Genomic DNA, 18,765 nt, shown 5'->3' with positions numbered 1-18,765 from the left:
ATCGTTGCCGGCCAGCGACCGGCGCTACCGGTTGCGGTGAAAACAGAAGGGCCGGCATTGCGCCGGCCCTTCTTCATTGCATCACTGCAGCAACCGCATCAGAACTTCGCGGTGAACTCCACGCCCCAGGTACGCGGCTCGTTGAGGAAGCCGGTCAGGTTGTTGAAGTCGATCGCACCCACCACACGGGTCTGGTTGGTCAGGTTGCGGCCGAACACGGCCACGTCGTACTGGCCGTAGTCCCAGTTGTAACCCAGCCGCAGGCCACCTTCCAGCGAACTACGGCCGCGGAATTCCGGCGACTCGTAGATGAAGAAGTTGACCGCGCTGCGGTAGGCCCAGTCGGTGTAGGCATACAGCTCGCTGCCATCGCTGAGCGGGAAGCCCACGCGCAGGGTCGCGTTGTGGATCCACTTCGGCGCCTGCGGCAGCGGATTGCCGTTGACCAGGGCGTAGGTGCCACCATTGATGATGGTGGTCGGGTCGGTGATGGTGCAGCCGCCGCCACAGACCGCCACCGCGAGGTTCTTGTCCTTGATCTCGGTGTCGTTGTAGCTGCTGCCGAAGGTCAGCAGGACGTTGTCGGCCAAGTAGGCCTCCAGGTCCAGCTCCACGCCCTGGCCGATGGTCTTGTCGGCGTTGAGCAGGGTAGCGGTGTTGTTGCCGCCGCCGACGGCGATCAGCTGCTGGCCGTCCACGTCGTAGCGGAACACGCTGAAGCCCAGGCGCGCGCGACGCTCGAACAGATCGGCCTTGATGCCGGCTTCGTACGAAATCACCTTCTCCGAATCGGCCTGCGACAGACCGGGCGCGAACGCCAGGCGGCCCTGGATCGACGGTGCACGGAAGCCCTTGGCCACGCGGGCATAGGCATTGACGTTGTCGGTCAGCTTGTACACGCCGCTGACATCCCAGCTGACGTCATTGACGTCGGTGTTGGCCAGGTACGGGCCACTGACCGGGGTACCGAACGGCACGGCCTGCAGCACGCTGGCGCTGAAGTCCTTCTTGTCCTGCGTGTAGCGCACACCGGCACGCAGCTTGAAGCGGTCGGTGACATCGAAGTCGCCCGAGGCGAATACCGCCCACGCCTTGTTGCGCTGCTGCTGCACGACGTGGCCGGTCTGCGGGTTGCCCGGGGTCAGCGAGTCGTAGTTGAAGTTGTTGATGGTGACGTCTTCATCGAAGTAGAAGACGCCGGCCTGCCAGTCGAAGCGACCCCATTCGTTGGATTCCACGCGGAATTCCTGGGTCCACTGGCGGTGGTGCGGCAGGCCGTCGGCCGACTCGGACGAGAACGGAATCAGGCCCGGGCCGGAGTTGCCGGCACCGAGGAACGCGGCGCCGTAGCCACCGTCGATGTCGCCGCGGTTGAGCGATTCGGCGGTCTCATAGCCGGTGATCGAATGCAGGGTCACCGAACCGAGGTTCCACTGCAGGCGCGCGCTGCCGCCCCAGGTTTCCAGGTCGGAGAAATTGACGCCATCGTTGGCGACCTTGTCGCGGTCGAAGTTCTCGACCAGCGAATTGCCGCCCTTCTCGATGATGTTGGCGCGGAACAGGCGGGCGGTGCCGTTGAGCTTGCGCTTGTGCAGGTTGAACAGCGCTTCGAAATCATCGCCTTCGTACAGGAACTGCACGCGGCCGGCGGCTTCGTCATAGCCCTCGAAACCACTGTTGGGCGCACCGGCACGGGTGTTGTCGACCCAGTCGTCGCGACGCTGGTAGATGGCCGACACGCGTGCGGACCAGCGGTCGGTCAGCGGGCCGCCGTAGGCGCCCTGCACGTTCCAGCTGTTGTAGGTGCCATAGCCCACGCGCACGTAGCCATCGGCATCCTGCGACGGACGCGCCGAATCGAACTTGACCACGCCGGCCGGGGTGTTGCGCCCGAACAGGGTGCCCTGCGGACCGCGCAGCACTTCCACACCGGCCAGGTCGAACAGCGGGAAGCCCTTCAGCAGCGGGCTTTCCTGCACCACATCGTCGTACACCAGCGAGACCGGCTGCGAAGCGTTGAGGTCGAAATCGGTGTTGCCCAGGCCGCGGATGTAGAAGCGCGGGAAGGCACGGCCGTAGGAAGACTCGATGTTGAGGCTCGGCACGCGCGCAGCAAGGAAGCGGATGTCATCGCCCGCCGAACCGAGCACGTCGAGCTTTTCGCCCTGGATCGCGCTGATCGCAACCGGCACGTCCTTGGCGTTCTCGACGCGACGCTGTGCAGTCACCTGCAGCGCATCGAGGGCGACCGGATCCTTGGCGGCGGGGGTTTCCTGGGCGGCTGCTACCAGCGGCAGCAGGGCGGAAAGAGCGACAACGAGCGGGCGCGCGACCGGAGAGCGGCCACGGGAAGTACGGGTCGGGGACATGGCGGTAGGCTGTGTTTGGAGGGGTGGTAAAACGGCGCTACCAGATAATTGTTGCAATACAGCACCTGCCTCGCAAATGCCGATCGTTCATGGCCGCCTCGCGCGCCGCCGGAAGCTGCCGCTAGACTCGGGGTTTTCCCCCGCAACGGACCTGCTGCGATGACCCAGTGGTACTTCCATGCTCCCGGCCAGGCCGACCGTGTCGGTCCGTTCGACGAGGAGGCCGCGCGCCGCTTTGCCCAGGCCAATCCGCGCGCGCTGGCCTGGTGCCAGGGCATGACAGGGTGGACACCGGTGTCCGAAATCGTTGCCCTGCAGCAGGCCAGCACCGCCACAACAGCGCCGCCGCCGATGCCTGCAGTCACGCCCGCAGTGACAACTGCGTCAACCGGCAGCCGTGCCGACCGCATCGACTTCCGCATCGTCGGCCATGAAATGCAGTTCGTGGAAATCGAACTGGACCCTGGCGAAGGTGCGGTGGCGGAGGCCGGCGCGTTGATGTTCAAGGACGCTTCGGTGCAGATGGATACCGTCTTCGGCGGAGGCGCACGCGGTGGCCAGGGCAGCGGTTTCATGGACAAGGTGATGGCCGCAGGCAAGCGCGTGCTGACCGGTGAGAGCCTGTTTGCCACCGTCTACACGCAGACCGGCCCGGGCCGCGGCAAGGTCGCCTTCGCCGCGCCCTATCCCGGCACCGTGCTGGCGATGAAGCTGGACCAGCACGGCGGGCGCCTGATCTGCCAGAAGGACAGCTTCCTGGCCGGCGCGCGCGGCGTGCAGATCGGTGTGCAGTTCCAGCGCAAGATCATGACCGGCCTGTTCGGCGGCGAAGGTTTCATCATGCAGAAGCTGGAAGGCGACGGCTGGGTGTTCATCCATGCCGGCGGCTGCGTGGTCGAGCGTGAGCTGGCCGCTGGCGAACGCCTGGATGTCGATACCGGCTGCATCGTCGCCTACCACCCGACCGTGGACATGGACGTGCGCCGGGTCAAAGGCATCCGAAGCGTGCTGTTCGGCGGCGAAGGCGTGTTCCTGGCCACGCTGACCGGGCCGGGCAAGGTCTGGCTGCAGTCGCTGCCGTTCTCGCGCCTGGCCGGCCGCATGTGGATGGCCGCGCCGCAGGGCGGCGGCAAGAGCCGCGGCGAGAGTTCGCTGCTGGGCTGAGTGCCCCGGAGGCTGGACGGCCGGCACTACCCAGTCGGCGGCAGGTGATTTCATGAATGGGGAATCCCCCCACCCTGCCCGCTCCGCCACGCCTTCGGTATGCTGGCGCCCTTTCCTGAATCCGGCGCCGCGAGCGCACTGCCGATGAGCCTGTTCCGCCCCCGCGTGCTGCTGTCCGTCGCCCTGATTGGCCTGCTGGCCGGTTGTGGTGGTGAAGAGGTCCGCCCCACCCCGCCCGCGCAGCCCACCGTGGTTCCGCAGGCCAAGCCGGTGAAGATCGGCATCGCGCTCGGCGGCGGCGCGGCCAAGGGCTTTGCGCACATCGGCGTGATCAAGATGCTCGAGGCCAACGGCTTCGAACCGGTGGTGGTGTCCGGCACCAGCGCCGGCAGCGTGGTCGGCGCCCTGTATGCCAGCGGCATGGATGCCTTCCAGATGCAGAGCAAGGCGGTGGCGCTGGATGAAGCCAGCATCCGCGACGTGCGCCTGTTCTCCGGTGGCCTGGTGCAGGGCCAGAAGCTGCAGGACTACGTCAACGAACAGGTGGCCAACCGCCCGACCGAGCGCCTGAAGAAGCCGTTCGCCGCCGTCGCCACCCAACTGGAAACCGGCGAGCGTTCGATCTTCGTGCGCGGCAACGTCGGCCAGGCGGTGCGCGCGTCCAGCAGCATCCCCGGCGTGTTCGAGCCGGTGAAGATCGGTGGCCGCAACTACATCGACGGCGGCGTGGTCAGCCCAGTGCCGGTGGATGCCGCACGGCAGCTCGGTGCCGAGTTCGTGATCGCCGTGGACATCTCCAGCAAGGCCAGCGGCAAGGCACCGACCGGCATGCTCGGCATCGTCAACCAGTCGATCTCGATCATGGGCCAGCGTCTGGGCGAGCAGGAACTGGCGCGCGCCGACATCGTGATCCGGCCGAAGGTGCTGGACATCGGTGCTGCCGATTTCAGCCAGCGTGGCACGGCCATCCTGGAAGGCGAGAAGGCCGCGATGGCGGCGATGCCGCAGATCCGCGCCAAGATCCAGCAGCTGCAGAAGGCCCGTGCCGCGGCGTTGGCACCGGCACCGGTGGCGGCGCCCAAGTGCGACGAGCCTTCGCGCCTGGGCAAGCTGATGGGCCGCAAGGAAAAGTGCTGAGGGCTGCAGGGCGCCGCCGCTGAGCGGCGCCGTGGTCAACGCCGCGGGCGATGCCCGGCGGCGTGCTGGCGTTCGAGCTGCTGTTCCTGCTTGGCCGATTCATGCTGGGCAGCGCTCGTCTGCAGGTGTTCCATCGCCCCTTCCGGTACCCACAGCTGTCGACTGGCACGGGTCATCGCGACATAGGCGGCACGCACCGGACTGTGCCTGGAGCGCTCGGCCGGCTTCGCCCTGAAGCAGCAGTCGGACATCGAAACAACTTCAAACTGCAGATTCTTCGCATGTTCGGCCAGGCACAGCACCAGCTGGCTTTCCTCGGCCGGGACCAGGGCCTGCAGCGTCTGCATGATCGTCTGCGGGCTGTCGCTGCGACTGAACAGGTCAGCCAGTGCGCCTTCGCCGCGCTCCTGGAACTGTTCGACCACGCGCTCCCAGTCGCGCAGGGAGCCACCTTCGCGGACCGTGTTCCATGCCTCGATCGGCTTGCGCAGGGCCGCGTTCAGGAGTCGCAGCGTGGACGGATGGATGTGCACCCGCGCGCCACGCACGTGCAGCCGCGCCGCGTCCTGCATCAGCCGCAGCAGGTCACCGTAGATGCGGATGCCGCCGTCGGGCACCTGCGACCAGTCTGCATAGTGCAGCACGCCGGTGGCGCGGTCGGTCGCGCCCATGAACGGCCCGCTGTCGCGCCCGAGGTAGTCCATCGCCAGCGCCTGGTTGACCAGACCGTCGACCTGGCTGCCCTGCCGCACCGACTGGTGCATCTCCACCACCTTGGCCGCGTTCCAGCGTGGCACGCTTCCGCTCAGGCGTTGGTGCGGATCTCCCAGACTGACCACGCCCGGCGCATGCGCGGCCAGCAACTGCCGCCATGACGGGCTGAGGTCATGCGCCTCGTCGATCAGCAGCATCCCCATTTCCACTGGCGGGGCAACGCCACGCAGCGCCAACCACTTGCCGATGTGGCCCGTGGTCAGGCTCAGGCAGCCGCCGCGCTGGGTGGCGCTGTCGAACATGCAACGCCAGACGTGTTCGGCGGCGGCGATATAGGGCTCGGCGTTGATCATCGACCAGTGCACCGTGCGCTTGAAGTGCCAGGGCTGCAGGCTGGTGGCCGACGATGCACACCACAGGGTGATGGCATCGAGTGCGGTCCTCAGCATCTGTTCCGGCGTTCTGCTGCCGACGCCCTGCAGGCCTATCCGGGCCGCGATTTCGCGTGCCGACAAGGTACTGATACGGTAGGTCGCCACGAAGCCGCCGGTCCTGCCAGTGCGGGCTGCGTGCTGCGCAAGCAGGTTGGCAAACTCAATCTGGGTCAGCAGGCGCTTGGCGGTCTCGCCGCGTACGCGGGCACGGAACGCCTCCACCTGCCCCCGCATGGGCGCCACGTAGGTATAGCGGCCCGGTCGCGCATCCATCAGCGCCAACACCAGGTGCCCCTTGCCGGTGCCGGCGTAGCCGTCGAGGTCGATCAGCTCGTCCGGATTGGCGGCGATCGTGCGGAGCACTCGCGCCTGTTCGGAGGTGTACAGGCCGTTGCGCTCGATCGCGTGCGTATCGGCATCTGCCGCCTCGACAGCGTCATCGGCGACGTCCTCCTCGCTGCCAAAGGCTGCGGGAAAACGAATGGAATGCTCGCTCAGCGTCTCCTGGCAGGCCTGCTGCAGCGCCAATCCCGGGTAGTGCTGCGGTGAACTGGCGAGGAAGGCCTGGGCGATCTCCGCCGGTGCCAGCAGCACGCCGTTGGCAGCAAGGTCGGACAGCCAAGCATCCAGTTCCGGCTGCGCGCCGCCGCCCTGCCCCGCCAGATGCGTGGTCGCAGCGCTGCTGTCGGCGGCAAACAGCGCACAGGCATCGTGCAGCAGGCGTTCGACCTGCGCCGGTGAATGCAGGCGCTGGCGGCACAGCAGCGCAGCCATCAGGCCGGCCTGTTCCAGCGCCGTCTGCGGCGCCGTGCCATGGCCGATGAAACGCGCCAGCGTCTTGCGCTGCAGCGGCAGGAAAAGGGTGTGGAGCACCGGGTGCGGAGTATCGGACATGCCTGCAATCGAAGAAGAACACGGCGGCACCTGCGCGTGCACGCGCCGCAAGGCAGCGATGCTCGACTACCCGTCCGCCGCCGTCAAATCGCCCGGCAGCCGGTTCATTCCAACTGCGACAACGGCAATGCCTGGAAACCCTTCACCGTGCGCAGCACGAAGCTGGAATTGGCATCGGCCACGCCACCGGCGTTGAGCAGCCTGTCCAGCAGGAAACGCGAGAAGTGCTCCAGATCGCGCACATACACATGCAGCAGATAGTCCATGTCGCCGGTCAGGGCGTGGCAGGCCACCACTTCATCCCAGGCCTGCACGCTGTCGACGAAGTGCCCGATCGCAGCCTGGTCATGCTTTTCCAGCTGCACGCGCACGAACGCCTGCAGCCCCAGGCCGAGCCGGCGGGGCTCCAGGCGCGCGCCATAGCCGACGATCACCCCTTCGCTTTCCAGCCGCTGCAGGCGGCGCAGGCAGGCCGACGGCGACAGGTTCACCCGCGTCGCCAGCTCCGCGTTGGTGGCGCGACCATCACGCTGGATTTCAGCCAGCAGACGTATATCCGTGCGATCGAACTGGACTTCTCCGGCCATTGTTGCCCCGCAACATGGTGAGTACGCAAGGATATTGCGCCAACAAGGTCAATCCGCGCAACTTTTGCAACCCTGTTGCGCGCCCCCTGCCCTAGCATCGTGGGTATCCCGTCAAGGAGTCTTCCATGGACCTCGCCCAGCCCCGCCGCGTCGAACACCAGCAGACCGACAAGGGCTACGTGCCGGTGTACACCACCGCGCTCGTCGAGCAGCCGTGGGACACCTATACCGCCGACGACCACGCCACCTGGAGCACGCTGTACCAGCGCCAGCGCGAACTGCTGGTCGGCCGCGCCTGCCAGGAGTTCCTGGATGCGCAGGACGAGATGGGCATGAGCGCGCACATGATCCCGCGCTTCGACCAGCTCAATGAAGTGCTGGGCGCGGCCACCGGCTGGACCCTGGTCGGCGTGGAAGGCCTGCTGCCGGAACTGGATTTCTTCGACCATCTGGCCAACCGCCGCTTCCCGGTGACGTGGTGGATCCGCCGCCCCGACCAGATCGACTACATCGCCGAACCGGACCTGTTCCACGACCTGTTCGGCCACGTGCCGCTGCTGATGAACCCGGTGTTCGCCAACTACATGGAGGCCTACGGCCGCGGCGGCGTCAAAGCACATGCGATCGGCCCGGAGGCGCTGCAGAACCTGACCCGCCTGTACTGGTACACGGTGGAGTTCGGCCTGATCGACACGCCCGAAGGCATGCGCATCTACGGTGCCGGCATCGTCTCGTCGAAGGGCGAATCGCTGTACTCGCTTGAGTCCGCCGCACCGAACCGCATCGGTTTCGACCTGCAGCGGATCATGCGCACGCGCTACCGCATCGACACCTTCCAGAAGACCTACTTCGTCATCGACAGCTTCGAGCAGCTGATGCAGGCGACGTCGCCGGACTTCACCCCGATCTATGCCGCGCTGGCCGACCAGGCGCACCTGCCGGCGGGCGACGTGCAGGCCGACGACCGCGTGTTCCAGGCCGGCACGGGCGAAGGCTGGGCTGATGGTGGGGATGTGTGAGGCGACAGCCGAGGTCCGGCTAAACTTCAAAAGCGTCTGCAGCTTTTGAAGATTAGGGGGCCAATCCTGGGTCTCCGCTATCCTGCACGGCATGACTGATGTGTTTGCCACCCTGCGCGCGACCGACGTCGCCTTCGATGACGACTTCATCCTGTTGACCCTGGCCGACGGCCGCCGCACCCGGCAGCCGTTGCGCTGGGTGCCTGCGCTGTTCGAGGCCACGGCTGAACAGCGCGCGCAGTGGCTGCTCACGACCGATGGGCTGGGCGTGAACTGGCCCGCGCTGCTGCCGGCGCAGGAACGCGGCTTGGTCGATGTTCCGAACCAAGTGTGGGATGACCGCTATGAAGCCGCGCTGGCGCGCCTGAAGGCGGCCGCATGGTCGCTCGATGCGCTGTCCGATGAAGACCAGCAGCTGGTGGCGCTGTGGCGGATGGAAGCGGACATCAACAACGGCGGCTTCATGCAGTTCCTGTGCAACTGGGGCGACCCGACCTGCCAGCTGGCGCTGCGCGCATTGCAGGCGATGGGGGCAGTGCAGACGCACGCGATCCTGGCCGGCATGCGCGGGCTGCTCGATCGACTGGAAGATGATCCTGCGATCAAGGAACTGACCGACTTGTACGGCGCGATGACCGAACAGGAGCAGGAGGCGCTGCATGCCTTCGACGAAGCCTACTTCGAGCGTCCCGAAGATCTGGCGCGGCTTGGCCTGCAGCAATTCGGTCCTGAGCCCTTGTAGCGCCGAGCCATGCTCGGCTGCTTTTTCAGTTACGCGGATACGCCAACAGCACCACCAGATCCTCTTCGCCCACCTGCTGCAGCGCATGGCTGCTGCCCTTGCGCGTCAGCAACGCATGCCCCTCACGCACGTCGTGCTGTTTTCCATCCAGCACATAGCTGCCCTGCCCGCTCACGATGTAGTAGATCTCATCCTTGTGCTGCGGATGCAGGCCGATGCCCGCGCCCTTGTGCAGCACCCGCTTGCGCAGCACGAACGGCAGGCCCTGCGCATCGGCGAAGAACGGGTACGCCGTGGTCGGCCCGGCGCCGCCATGCGGGCCCGGCTGTGCGCGCGCCAGCGTGTCTTCGTGCACCACCTGTGAGGCACGCGCAGGATCGCCGCCCTGCCCCACCCCCATAACGTCGCAGTCGATATCGCGCACCAGTGCAGGCTGCAGCGCCGGCAGAACCTGCACCGCCTCGCGCAGCACCAGGCACGCCACCGCGTTGGCACCGGCTACGCTGAAGTGGGTGCCGTCGGCCTTGTGCTGTTCCGGCACGAACAGGAAGTACGGGCGTGCACCCTGCTCGCCCAGCGCCCGGATCCAGCGCATGCTGCGGTCGTTGAGGTCGATCAGTGCAACGTGCTCGCGTGTGGCCAGCTGCTGCATCGCCAACGTGTAACGCGCGTGCGTATCCAGCAGCGAACCGAAGTCGTACAGCAGCCGTGCCACCGGCGTGACCAGCACCGGCGTGGCACCGTGGTCACGCGCCACCTGCACGTAGCGCATCAGCATCCGCGGGTAATCACTGTCCGGATCGGTGTAGCGTGTGCGGTCTTCGAACTTCGCATCGTTGTGGCCGAACTGGATCAGCAGCACATCGCCACGACGCAGTTCGCGCCCAATGGCATCCAGGCGTCCTTCGTCGATGAAGCTGCGCGTGCTGCGCCCACCCTTGGCGTGGTTTCGCACTTCGAAGCGCGCCGGATCCAGGTAGCTCTGCAGCGCTTGGCCCCACCCCGCCTGCGGCGCACGCTCGGGCCCGTATTCGGCCGCAGTGGAGTCACCGGCAATGAACAATCGCACCGGCGCCGCATGCGCGGCGGCGCTCGACAGCAGCAACAGCAACAACAGTTTCCGCATGGCCGGGCCCTGGTAGTGCCGGCCGCTGGCCGGCAACCTCATGGATGCGTTGCACATCGGTGGAAATGCCGGCCAGTGGCCGGCACTACCGAAAGCCAAGCATTACCGCGCCAGCCAGCCACCATCGACCGGCAGCACCGCACCGTTGATGTAATCCGACGCCGACGAGGCCAGGAACACTGCCGCACCAGCCAGATCTTCGGGCTTGCCCCAGCGGCCGGCCGGAATGCGCTCAAGGATCGCCTTGTTGCGGTCTGCATCGGCGCGCAGCGCGGCGGTGTTGTCGGTGGCCATGTAGCCCGGCGCAATGGCGTTGATGTTCACGCCCTTGCCCGCCCACTCGTTGGCCAGCAGGCGGGTGATGCCGGCGATGCCGCTCTTGCTGGCGGTGTACGACGGTACGCGGATGCCGCCCTGGAACGACAGCATCGAGGCGATGTTGATGATCTTGCCGCTGCCCTGGGCGATGAAGTGGCGGCCGGCAGCCTGCGAGATGAAGAAGGCCGACTTGATGTTGACGTTCATCACGTCGTCCCAGTCCTGCTCGCTGAAGTCCACGGCGTCGGCGCGGCGGATCAGGCCGGCGTTGTTGACCAGGATGTCCAGCCCGCCCAGGCCTTCGAGCGTTTCGCGCACCACGCGCTCGACCGGCTCGATGCTGATCAGGTTGGCTTCCACCGCCAGGCAGCGGCGGCCCAGCGCGGTGATCTTCTCGATGGTTTCGGTGGGCGGGGCGATGCCGGCCACGGCGACATCGGCGCCTGCGGCAGCCAGCGCCACTGCGATGCCCTGGCCCAGGCCGGTATTGCCACCGGTTACCAGAGCGACTTTTCCTTCCAGGCTGAAGGGGTTGGTCATTGCGTATGCGTTCCTTGGTAGAGGCGTGCGTGATGCGGGGCAGGTGGCCACCGGCACGGCGTGCGCGGTGGCCGCCCGGCGCTTACTTGAGCTGGCAGATGTCCAGCACGTGCATGTCGGTGTAGTCCAGGTTCTCGCCACCCATCGCCCAGATGAAGGCGTAGTTGCTGGTGCCGGCGCCCATGTGGATCGACCACGGCGGCGACACCACCGCTTCGTTGTTCTGGATGACGATGTGGCGCTGTGCGTCCGGCTCGCCCATGAAGTGGTAGACGCGGTCGCTGTCGCCCAGGTCGAAGTAGAAATAGACCTCGCTGCGGCGGTCGTGCAGGTGCGGCGGCATGGTGTTCCAGACGCTGCCCGGCTTGAGCACGGTCAGGCCCAGCAGCAGCTGCGAGGACTGGCAGGTGGCCGGCACGATGTACTGGTAGATGGTGCGCTCGTTGCTGGTTTCCAGCGCGCCGCGATCCAGTGCCACTGCGTCCTTGATCGACAACTGCTTGGTTTCAAAGCGCGCATGCGCCGGGGTCGAGGCCAGGTAGAACTGCGCCGGGTTGGCGGCGTCCTGCGAAGCGAAGACGACGTCCTTGCTGCCCATCGCCACGTACAGGCCATCCTTCGGCCCCAGCGTGTACACGGTGCCATCGACGGTGACCGTACCGGTGCCGCTGCCGACGTTGATGATGCCCAGCTCGCGACGCTCCAGGAGCGGATGGCCAGCGGCCGACGCCGGTTCGGTCTGCGCCGGCAGCGACAGCGGGCCGTTGATCGGCGCCGCACCGCCCAGCACGAAGCGCTCGTAGTGGGTGTACTTCAGGGTCACCGCATCGGCGTTGAACAGGCCATCGAGGAGGTACAGCTCGCGCAGCTGATCGTTGCTGGCGCCCTTGATGGCGTCGGGATGGGTGGCGTAATGGGTCTTGCAGTACATGGCTTCTCCAGAGCAGGGGGCGGGCCGATGGTTCGGCCCCGGCACGGTTCACGGTCGATTCTAGCCAGACAGGAAACCGGTGTCATTTTGCGCTGCACGATGGCGGTTGGACGGCATCGGCAGGGTGCGATCGATGGGGGGAGGGCGGGTGGAGTGTCACGACCAACGGTCGTGACCTACCGGACTGATCCGTGAAGGTGTCACGACCAACGGTCGTGACCTACAGGATTGATCCCTGCGGGATCAATCCTCGGGCGGTTGGCAGGAATCGCGCACGATCAGGTGCGGGCGCACGCTGGCGATCTGCAGCGCAGGCTGGCCTTCAGGCTGGATCAGCATGGCCGCAGCGGTGCGGCCGGTGTCGCGGGTATGCCGGCGCACCGAGGTCAGCGACGGCCACAGGCGCGAGGCCAGCGGGCTGTCGTCGTAACCGACGATCGACAGCTGGCGCGGAATGTTGATGCCCGCACGCAGCGCGACCTTGTAGATACCGGCGGCCATTTCATCGTTGCCGGTGAAGATGGCGGTGGGCCGGCGCTTGCCCAGCAGCAGCTTCTCGGCGGCGGCCACACCCGATTCGAAGGTGTAGCCGGCCTCGATGATGCGATCCTTCGGCAGCTCGATGCCACGCTGCGACAGCGCCTCGATGAAGCCGGCGGTGCGTTCGTGCGCCGAGCGGTATGCACTGGGGCCGGTCACCAGGGCGATGTCACGGTGGCCCAGCGAAAGCAGGTAGTCGGCCGCTTCGGCGGCACCGTCGCGGTCGTGGGTGACCACCATCTGCGAGGTTTCATCCAGCGGCAGCGCAGCCACGCGGGTGAAGCGGCAGCCGATCTCGTCCAGCATGTCCGCCAGCGCCTGGTCTTCGGACGCGCGTGGCACCAGGATCACCCCATGCAGCTTCTGCTGCTGGGCGAAGCGGCGCACGCCGTCGATGTAGCCCGGGCTACGGCTGTCGCAGGGGTGCACCACCAGTTCGAAGCTGGAGCCACGCAGCGCATCCAGCGCGCCGTACTGCATGTCCACGATGTACTGCGCGGTGGGGTTGTCGTAGACCATGCCGATCAGGAACGAGCGGCGGAAGGCCAGGCCACGGGCCAGCGGGTCGGGGGTGTAGCCGACTTCGCGCATCAACGCTTCCACCTTGTCGCGCGTGTCCTTGCGCACCAGCGGCGAGTTGTTGATGATCCTTGAAACCGTTTTCTTGGATACACCCGACAGTCGCGCGATGTCATTGATCGTGGCGGCCTTGCCCTTTGCCAATGCCGGCGTAGCGGCATCGTTCTTGTTGCGCACTGACATGTAGTGAACCCGATAAGCCTGGGGATTCCAGCGCGCGCTCAGTCCAGCGCGCGATAGCGGAAGCTGCGGAAGGTTACCGCACCGTTGCCGGCCGCATACAGGGCCGGTTTCAGTGCCAGGAACTTGCCGGCCACATTGTGATGGTAACCGGACACTTCCATCTGAACCGGATACTTCTGCCAGGTCTGGCCATCGGCGCTGGAATGGATGGTGACGATGTGGCGGTTGTTGGTCACCCGCAGCCAGAGCCGGCCGCCCTTGGCGCTGGCCGCCAGCCGGGTGGGGCGCTCCTCGCCGTAGCGGTGCATGACGAACTGCTCGCCGTTGCTGCCCACGCCCACGTACAAGCGGTCGCTGTAGAACAGCAGGGCACCGCCCACCGCGCCGGGGGCGATCTCCATCTGCACCTCGAACTGGTAGGCCGGGTCACCGGCAATGGTGGTCAGCGGCGAGGCATCGCGCGGCGTGCTGCCCTTGCCCTGCAGCACCAGGCCGTCGCCGCTGAAGTGCAGGCGCCGGTATTCATCCAGCGCCGGGTTGAAGAACGCCCACTGCGGGCCCAGCGTACGGCCGGTGAAAGCATCGGACAGGGCCATGCCGTGCGGTGCCAGCGCGCTGCCCGATGGCTTGCGCAGCGGCTGCCCGAGATCGCCGCCCTTGGCCACGAACCAGCCATCGGCGGTCCATTCGATGGGTTCCAGCAGCGCCTGCCGGCCCAGCGTCCAGAAGCCGTTCTCGTAGCCGTGGTACATCATCCACCAGCGGCCATCGGTGCCTTCGATCACCGTGGCGTGGCCACGCGACCACCATGGTTCAGCGGCCGACCGGGTGCGCATGATCGGGTTGTTCGGCGCGTTCACCCACGGGCCGTGGATCGAGCGCGAGCGCGCGGTGATCACCATGTGCCCGGTCGGTGGGCCGGCGGTGCCGCCCACTGCGGTGGTCATGTAGTACCAGCCATCGCGGAAGTGGATCTTCGGGCCTTCCTGCGCGTAGGCCTCCACGTCCCAGCTTTCCGGGTAGCGCCAGCCGTCGTACACATGCTTGGGCGTACCCACCACGCTCAGGCCGTCATCGGCCAGCTGCACGTAGTCGCCGCCGCTGAGGAACAGGTAGCGCTTGCCGTCCTCGCCAACCGCGTGGCCGGGGTCGATGTAGCCGCCCAGGCCGATGTCGATCGGCGCACTCCACGGGCCCTTGATGTCATCGGCCCAGACCACGAAGTTGCTGCGGCGCTCACCGGTGCGCGCCGGGAAGTAGATGAAGTAGCGGCCCTGGTGCTTGACGATGTCCGGCGCCCAGATCGCACCGACGTTCTGCGTGATCGCATGGCCGAGCGGCTGCCAGTTGACCAGGTCGCGCGAGTGCCAGATCGGCAGGCCAGGATAGGCGTCGAACGAAGACAGGGTGAGGTAGTAATCCTCGCCGTCCTTCAGCACCGACGGATCGGGCCTGTCACCGGCCAGCACCGGGTTGAGGAAGGTACCGTTGCCAAGGTCGCCCTGGCGCTGGTGCTCGATGCCGCGCTTCCACTGCGCGGGCGCGGGGTCGGCAGCCAGGGCAGGCAACGCGGCCAGCAGCAGGCCGAGCAGGGCGGTTGCAGCAGCGCGGTGCAGCGTCGATGTCATGTGATCGCCTCCGCTCATCAGGCGCGCAGCGCGGCGGGCAGCCACAGCGACAGCGACGGGAAGAAGGTGACGATCAGCAGCACGCCCAGCGCGGCGAACCAGAACGGCCAGATCGTGCGCATGCTCTGGCCGACGCTGATCTTGCCGATGGCGGTACCGATGAACAGCACCGAGCCCACCGGCGGCGTGACCAGGCCGAGGCCACCGGTCAGCACCAGCACCAGGCCGAAGTGGATCGGATCGATGCCATAGGCCTTGGCCACCGGCAGGAAGATCGGCGTGCAGATCAGGATCATCGGTGCCAGGTCCATGAAGGTGCCCAGCAGCAGCAGCATCACCACGATCATCAGCAGCACCATGAACTGGCTGTGCGCGAACGACTGCAGGAAGTCCACCGCCGCCGCAGGCACCTGCAGGTAGGCCAGCAGCCATCCGAACACCGCCGCGGTGGCGATCACGAACAGGATCACGCCGGTGCTGCGCGCGGCATGGATGACGGTGTCGAAGAACTCGCGCCAGCGCAGCTGCCGGTACAGCACGGTGGTGACCAGCAGGGCGTAGACCACGGCGATGGCCGCGCTTTCCACCGCAGTGAAGATGCCGGCGCGGATACCCACGAAGATCAGCGCCACCAGGCCCAGGCCGGGCAAGGCAGAGACGATGCGCAGCAGTACCGCGCGCCAGCCCGGGAACACTTCCACGCCATAGCCACGGCGACGCGCGACCACGTAGCCGGTGATCATCAACGCCAGGGTCATCAGCAGCGCCGGCACGATGCCGGCGGCGAACAGGTCGGCGATCGACAGGCCACCACCGGCCGCAGCCGAGAACAGGATCAGGTTGTGCGACGGCGGCACCAGCAGCGCCACCAGCGCAGCGGTGATGCTGACGTTGACCGCGAAATCGCGGTCGTAGCCACGCTTGACCATCTGCGGAATCATCGTGCCGCCCACCGCCGACACATCGGCGATGGCCGAGCCGGATACACCGCCGAAGAACAGCGAGGACAGGATCGAGACCTGGCCCAGGCCGCCGCGCATGCGCCCGACCAGCGATGACGCCAGGGCGATCAGGCGTTCGGAGATGCCGCCGCGCATCATGATCTCGCCAGCGAAGATGAACAGTGGAATGGCGATCAGCGAGGCCGAACCGGTACCTGCGGAGATCTGCTGGACCAGCACGATGCTGGGAATGTCCAGGTAGAGCAGGGTGGCCAGCGCGGCGGCGGCCAGCGCGTAGGCCACCGGCACGCCCAACAGCAGCAGCGCGGCAAAAACAGAGAACAGGATGGTGATGCCCATGGATCAACGATCTCCTTCAGCGTCGTCGGCATCGGCTGCCGTGGCATGCAGCGCTTTCCACGCACGGTTCAGCGCGAACAACAGCATCAGCGCACCGCCCACGGCCAGCGGCAGGTAGTTGATGCTCTGCGGCAGGTTGGCGCCTGCGGTCTTGATGTCCATTCCATCGAGCAGCAGGTCGGCCGACCAGAACGCGATGAAGCCGCCCAGCACGGCCACCACCAGCTGGGTGAACACATCCACCACCCGACGCAGGCCGGCGCCCATGTAGGCGTGCAGCAGGAAGAAGCCGAAGTGGCGATTGGTATGCACGCCGCAGGCCGCGCCCAGGCTCATTGCGGTGGCCAGCAGCAGCAGGGTCACCGGCTCGGTCCAGCTGGGCGAATCGTTGATCACGTAGCGGGCGAACACCTGCCAGCCCTGCACCACCACCAGCCCCAGCAGCGCGGCCACGGCAACATGGATGGCGATGTCGGCGATGCGGTCCAGCAGGCGTTGGCCGGGGCCGGATCCGGTGGAAATCGTCGTCTCGGTCATGGCAGTGTCCTCAGGCGGCGGCACGGATGCGGGCGACCAGCGCAGCCAGCTCGGGTTGCTGCAGGTACTGCTGCAGCAGCGGCTGGGCGGCGGCGCGGAAGGCGGGCAGGTCCACCTCGTTGGCTTTCACGCCCGAGGCCAGCACCGCGCGGCGCGCGGCATCTTCGGACGCATCCCATTGCTCGCGCATCACCTTCACCGAGGCGCGCGCGGTCTCCAGCAGCAGCTGGCGGTCGGCCGGCTGCAGGCGCTCGAAACTGGCGCGCGACATCAACAGAACGTCCGGCGCATACGAGTGATCGCTCTGCGACCAGTAGTGCGCGGCCTCGAAGTGGCGGCTGGAGTGGAAGCTGCGCATGTTGTTCTCGGCGCCATCGATCATGTGCGTCTCCATGCCGGAGAACGTATCGCCCAGCGACATCGGCGTCGGGTTGGCGCCGAGCAGGCGCATCAGCTGGATGAAGATGTCCGAGGACGCCACACGCAGTTTCAGCCCGTGCAGATCACCGGGCTGCACGATCGGATGCTTGGTGTTGTAGAAGCACCGTGCGCCGGAGTCATAGATGGCCAGGCCGACCAGATCGCGGCTCTCGAAGCCACGCAGCACCGCATCGGCAATGCCGCCATCCAGTGCGGCGCGCTGGTGCGCCACCGACTCGAACACGTACGGCAGGCACAGCGCCTGGGTGAGCGGAAAGGCGTTGTTCAATGCACCGGCATACACGCGGGTGATGTCGATGGCACCGAAACGGGCCATGTCGATCGCTTCCGATTCGCGACCGAGCTGGCCGGAATGGTATTGCCGCAGGCGCAGGCGACCGTTGCTTTCGCGCTGCAGGGTTTCGCCGATCCACTTCACCGCGGTCACGGTGGGATAGTCGGCCACGTGCACGTCGGTGGCCGTCAGCAGCTGGCCGCCGTCAATGGCATCGGCGGGCCCACGGCCACAGGCCGCGAGCATCGGAGTGGCCAGCGCAGCAGCGCCGCCGGCCAGGAAATGTCGTCGTGTGATCATCTGCGCCCTCCCGCGCGTGTTCACCGGATCGTGCGGCGGTTACCCGGCCGGCACGGCCCTGCAGGCAATTTCGCCGAAGCCGGCAAACCGCACCAGCGCCGTCTGCCCCACGGTGATGTCATGGATGCCGGTGGCGTTGCCGGTGGCGATCAGGTCGCCCCGTCGCAACGGCCGGCCACGCAGCGCCGAACGGGACAACGCGAACGCATACGCCGCGCGCAGGCCGCCGGGCAGCCGGGTGGCACCACCCGTGCCGACCACCTCGCCCTCGATCAGGGTTTCGGCGCGCAGGTCGGTTTCGTCGCGGGCGGTCCAATCGGCAATCTCCGGCCCCAGCACCAGGCCGTTGTTGTTGCCGAAGTCGGACACCACCACGCGCGGGCCGAGTTCGTTGATCGTCGCCAGCGGGCTGCTGGCCACTTCCACGCCGATGTACAGGCGCGCCGGCAGCGCTTCAGCCTGCTCGGGCGTCCAGTGCAGCTGTGCGGCGGGAGCGTCCTCCAACAGCTCCAGCACGTACTCCGCCTCGACCGCGCCGAAGCCGCCGACGAACACCGGAATGTCCACTGTTCCACCGGTAGCATTTTTCAGCTGACGCGAGAAAACCGGGCCCAGCAGGCGGTCGTCCCCGGACGCATCGCGGCGCTCGGCGGCGATGTAGCCGACCTTCCAGCCCACCACCTGGTCATCCCAGCTGGCAATGGCCAGATCCTGCACCTGGTAGGCAGCCACCAGGTCAGGCGGGACAAGGCCCGGGAAGCCGGGCAGGGCCTGGCCGCCGCGGCGCGCGGTGGTGAAAGCGTGGGCGATCGCGGCCGCATCGTCCGGCGCCGGCGTCTGCCCATGTATGCCGTGTTCGTTGCTCAAGAACGGTCTCCCTCTGGCGTTGTTGCACTGCCCATCGACAGCGTCTGCAGGAGGTGTATATGGTAAACCGGTGTCATCGTGCAAGCCGCAGCGCATCACGAGCGCTTGCGGGTGACCTCGGCCACTCTGTTGTCTCCCCG

16 protein-coding genes are annotated in these 18,765 nt (G+C 66.9%); 4 read left to right on the top strand and 12 right to left on the bottom strand.

Going from position 1 to position 18,765, the window contains the following annotated elements; genetic code table 11:
• Positions 1-98: 98 nt before the first annotated feature.
• Positions 99-2,369, bottom strand: coding sequence for a TonB-dependent receptor (locus AC1DKR_RS06775; protein WP_478031925.1), 2,271 nt, complete (start codon positions 2,367-2,369; stop codon positions 99-101).
• Between the two features lie 159 nt (positions 2,370-2,528).
• On the opposite strand from AC1DKR_RS06775, the gene AC1DKR_RS06770 reads away from it, so the two are divergent.
• Positions 2,529-3,533, top strand: a complete 1,005-nt coding sequence (locus AC1DKR_RS06770) for a TIGR00266 family protein (protein WP_363734158.1) — start codon at positions 2,529-2,531, stop codon at positions 3,531-3,533.
• Positions 3,534-3,677: 144 nt separating this feature from the next.
• Entirely contained in the window at positions 3,678-4,670 is a 993-nt protein-coding gene (locus AC1DKR_RS06765; protein ID WP_478031920.1) for a patatin-like phospholipase family protein, read from the top strand.
• A gap of 35 nt (positions 4,671-4,705) precedes the next feature.
• Here the strand turns inward: AC1DKR_RS06765 and AC1DKR_RS06760 are convergent, their stop codons facing one another.
• On the bottom strand, positions 4,706-6,712 hold the full coding sequence (locus AC1DKR_RS06760) for a hypothetical protein (RefSeq protein WP_363734156.1): 2,007 nt from the start codon (positions 6,710-6,712) through the stop codon (positions 4,706-4,708).
• Between the two features lie 104 nt (positions 6,713-6,816).
• Positions 6,817-7,299 carry an Lrp/AsnC family transcriptional regulator gene (locus tag AC1DKR_RS06755; RefSeq protein WP_025875473.1) on the bottom strand — a complete coding sequence of 161 codons (483 nt, stop codon included), beginning with the start codon at positions 7,297-7,299 and terminating at the stop codon, positions 6,817-6,819.
• A 125-nt stretch (positions 7,300-7,424) separates the two neighbouring features.
• On the opposite strand from AC1DKR_RS06755, the gene phhA reads away from it, so the two are divergent.
• Both phhA and AC1DKR_RS06745 read left to right on the top strand, forming a co-directional pair.
• A complete protein-coding gene (phhA, locus tag AC1DKR_RS06750) occupies positions 7,425-8,318 on the top strand; it encodes a phenylalanine 4-monooxygenase (RefSeq protein ID WP_025875475.1) in 894 nt (297 codons plus the stop codon).
• Between the two features lie 91 nt (positions 8,319-8,409).
• The gene (locus AC1DKR_RS06745; protein WP_363734154.1) at positions 8,410-9,060 is read left to right on the top strand and encodes a DMP19 family protein; all 651 of its coding nucleotides are present in this window, start codon (positions 8,410-8,412) and stop codon (positions 9,058-9,060) included.
• Positions 9,061-9,085: 25 nt separating this feature from the next.
• Here AC1DKR_RS06745 and AC1DKR_RS06740 read toward each other — a convergent pair whose 3' ends face one another.
• The 9 genes from AC1DKR_RS06740 to AC1DKR_RS06700 form a co-directional block, all read right to left on the bottom strand.
• A complete protein-coding gene (locus tag AC1DKR_RS06740) occupies positions 9,086-10,186 on the bottom strand; it encodes a GDSL-type esterase/lipase family protein (RefSeq protein ID WP_478032177.1) in 1,101 nt (366 codons plus the stop codon).
• Positions 10,187-10,288: 102 nt separating this feature from the next.
• A complete protein-coding gene (gene kduD, locus AC1DKR_RS06735; RefSeq protein WP_312109515.1) occupies positions 10,289-11,044 on the bottom strand; it encodes a 2-dehydro-3-deoxy-D-gluconate 5-dehydrogenase KduD in 756 nt (251 codons plus the stop codon).
• 82 nt (positions 11,045-11,126) lie between these two features.
• Positions 11,127-11,975, bottom strand: coding sequence for a 5-dehydro-4-deoxy-D-glucuronate isomerase (gene kduI / locus AC1DKR_RS06730; protein ID WP_478031916.1), 849 nt, complete (start codon positions 11,973-11,975; stop codon positions 11,127-11,129).
• A gap of 243 nt (positions 11,976-12,218) precedes the next feature.
• The gene (locus tag AC1DKR_RS06725; RefSeq protein ID WP_025875485.1) at positions 12,219-13,277 is read right to left on the bottom strand and encodes a LacI family DNA-binding transcriptional regulator; all 1,059 of its coding nucleotides are present in this window, start codon (positions 13,275-13,277) and stop codon (positions 12,219-12,221) included.
• 38 nt (positions 13,278-13,315) lie between these two features.
• Positions 13,316-14,905 (bottom strand): family 43 glycosylhydrolase, encoded by a 1,590-nt coding sequence (locus AC1DKR_RS06720; RefSeq protein WP_442244269.1) that lies wholly within the window; start codon positions 14,903-14,905, stop codon positions 13,316-13,318.
• A gap of 17 nt (positions 14,906-14,922) precedes the next feature.
• A complete protein-coding gene (locus AC1DKR_RS06715) occupies positions 14,923-16,206 on the bottom strand; it encodes a TRAP transporter large permease (protein ID WP_025875489.1) in 1,284 nt (427 codons plus the stop codon).
• A 3-nt stretch (positions 16,207-16,209) separates the two neighbouring features.
• Positions 16,210-16,743, bottom strand: coding sequence for a TRAP transporter small permease (locus AC1DKR_RS06710; protein ID WP_363734150.1), 534 nt, complete (start codon positions 16,741-16,743; stop codon positions 16,210-16,212).
• A 10-nt stretch (positions 16,744-16,753) separates the two neighbouring features.
• Entirely contained in the window at positions 16,754-17,758 is a 1,005-nt protein-coding gene (locus AC1DKR_RS06705) for a TRAP transporter substrate-binding protein (RefSeq protein WP_025875493.1), read from the bottom strand.
• 39 nt (positions 17,759-17,797) lie between these two features.
• Positions 17,798-18,625, bottom strand: a complete 828-nt coding sequence (locus AC1DKR_RS06700; RefSeq protein ID WP_117309136.1) for a 2-keto-4-pentenoate hydratase — start codon at positions 18,623-18,625, stop codon at positions 17,798-17,800.
• Between the last annotated feature and the right edge of the window lie 140 nt (positions 18,626-18,765).

The sequence above is a fragment of the Stenotrophomonas sp. 01N47 genome, assembly GCF_056399165.1.
This window is presented reverse-complemented; position numbering and strand designations above follow the sequence as displayed.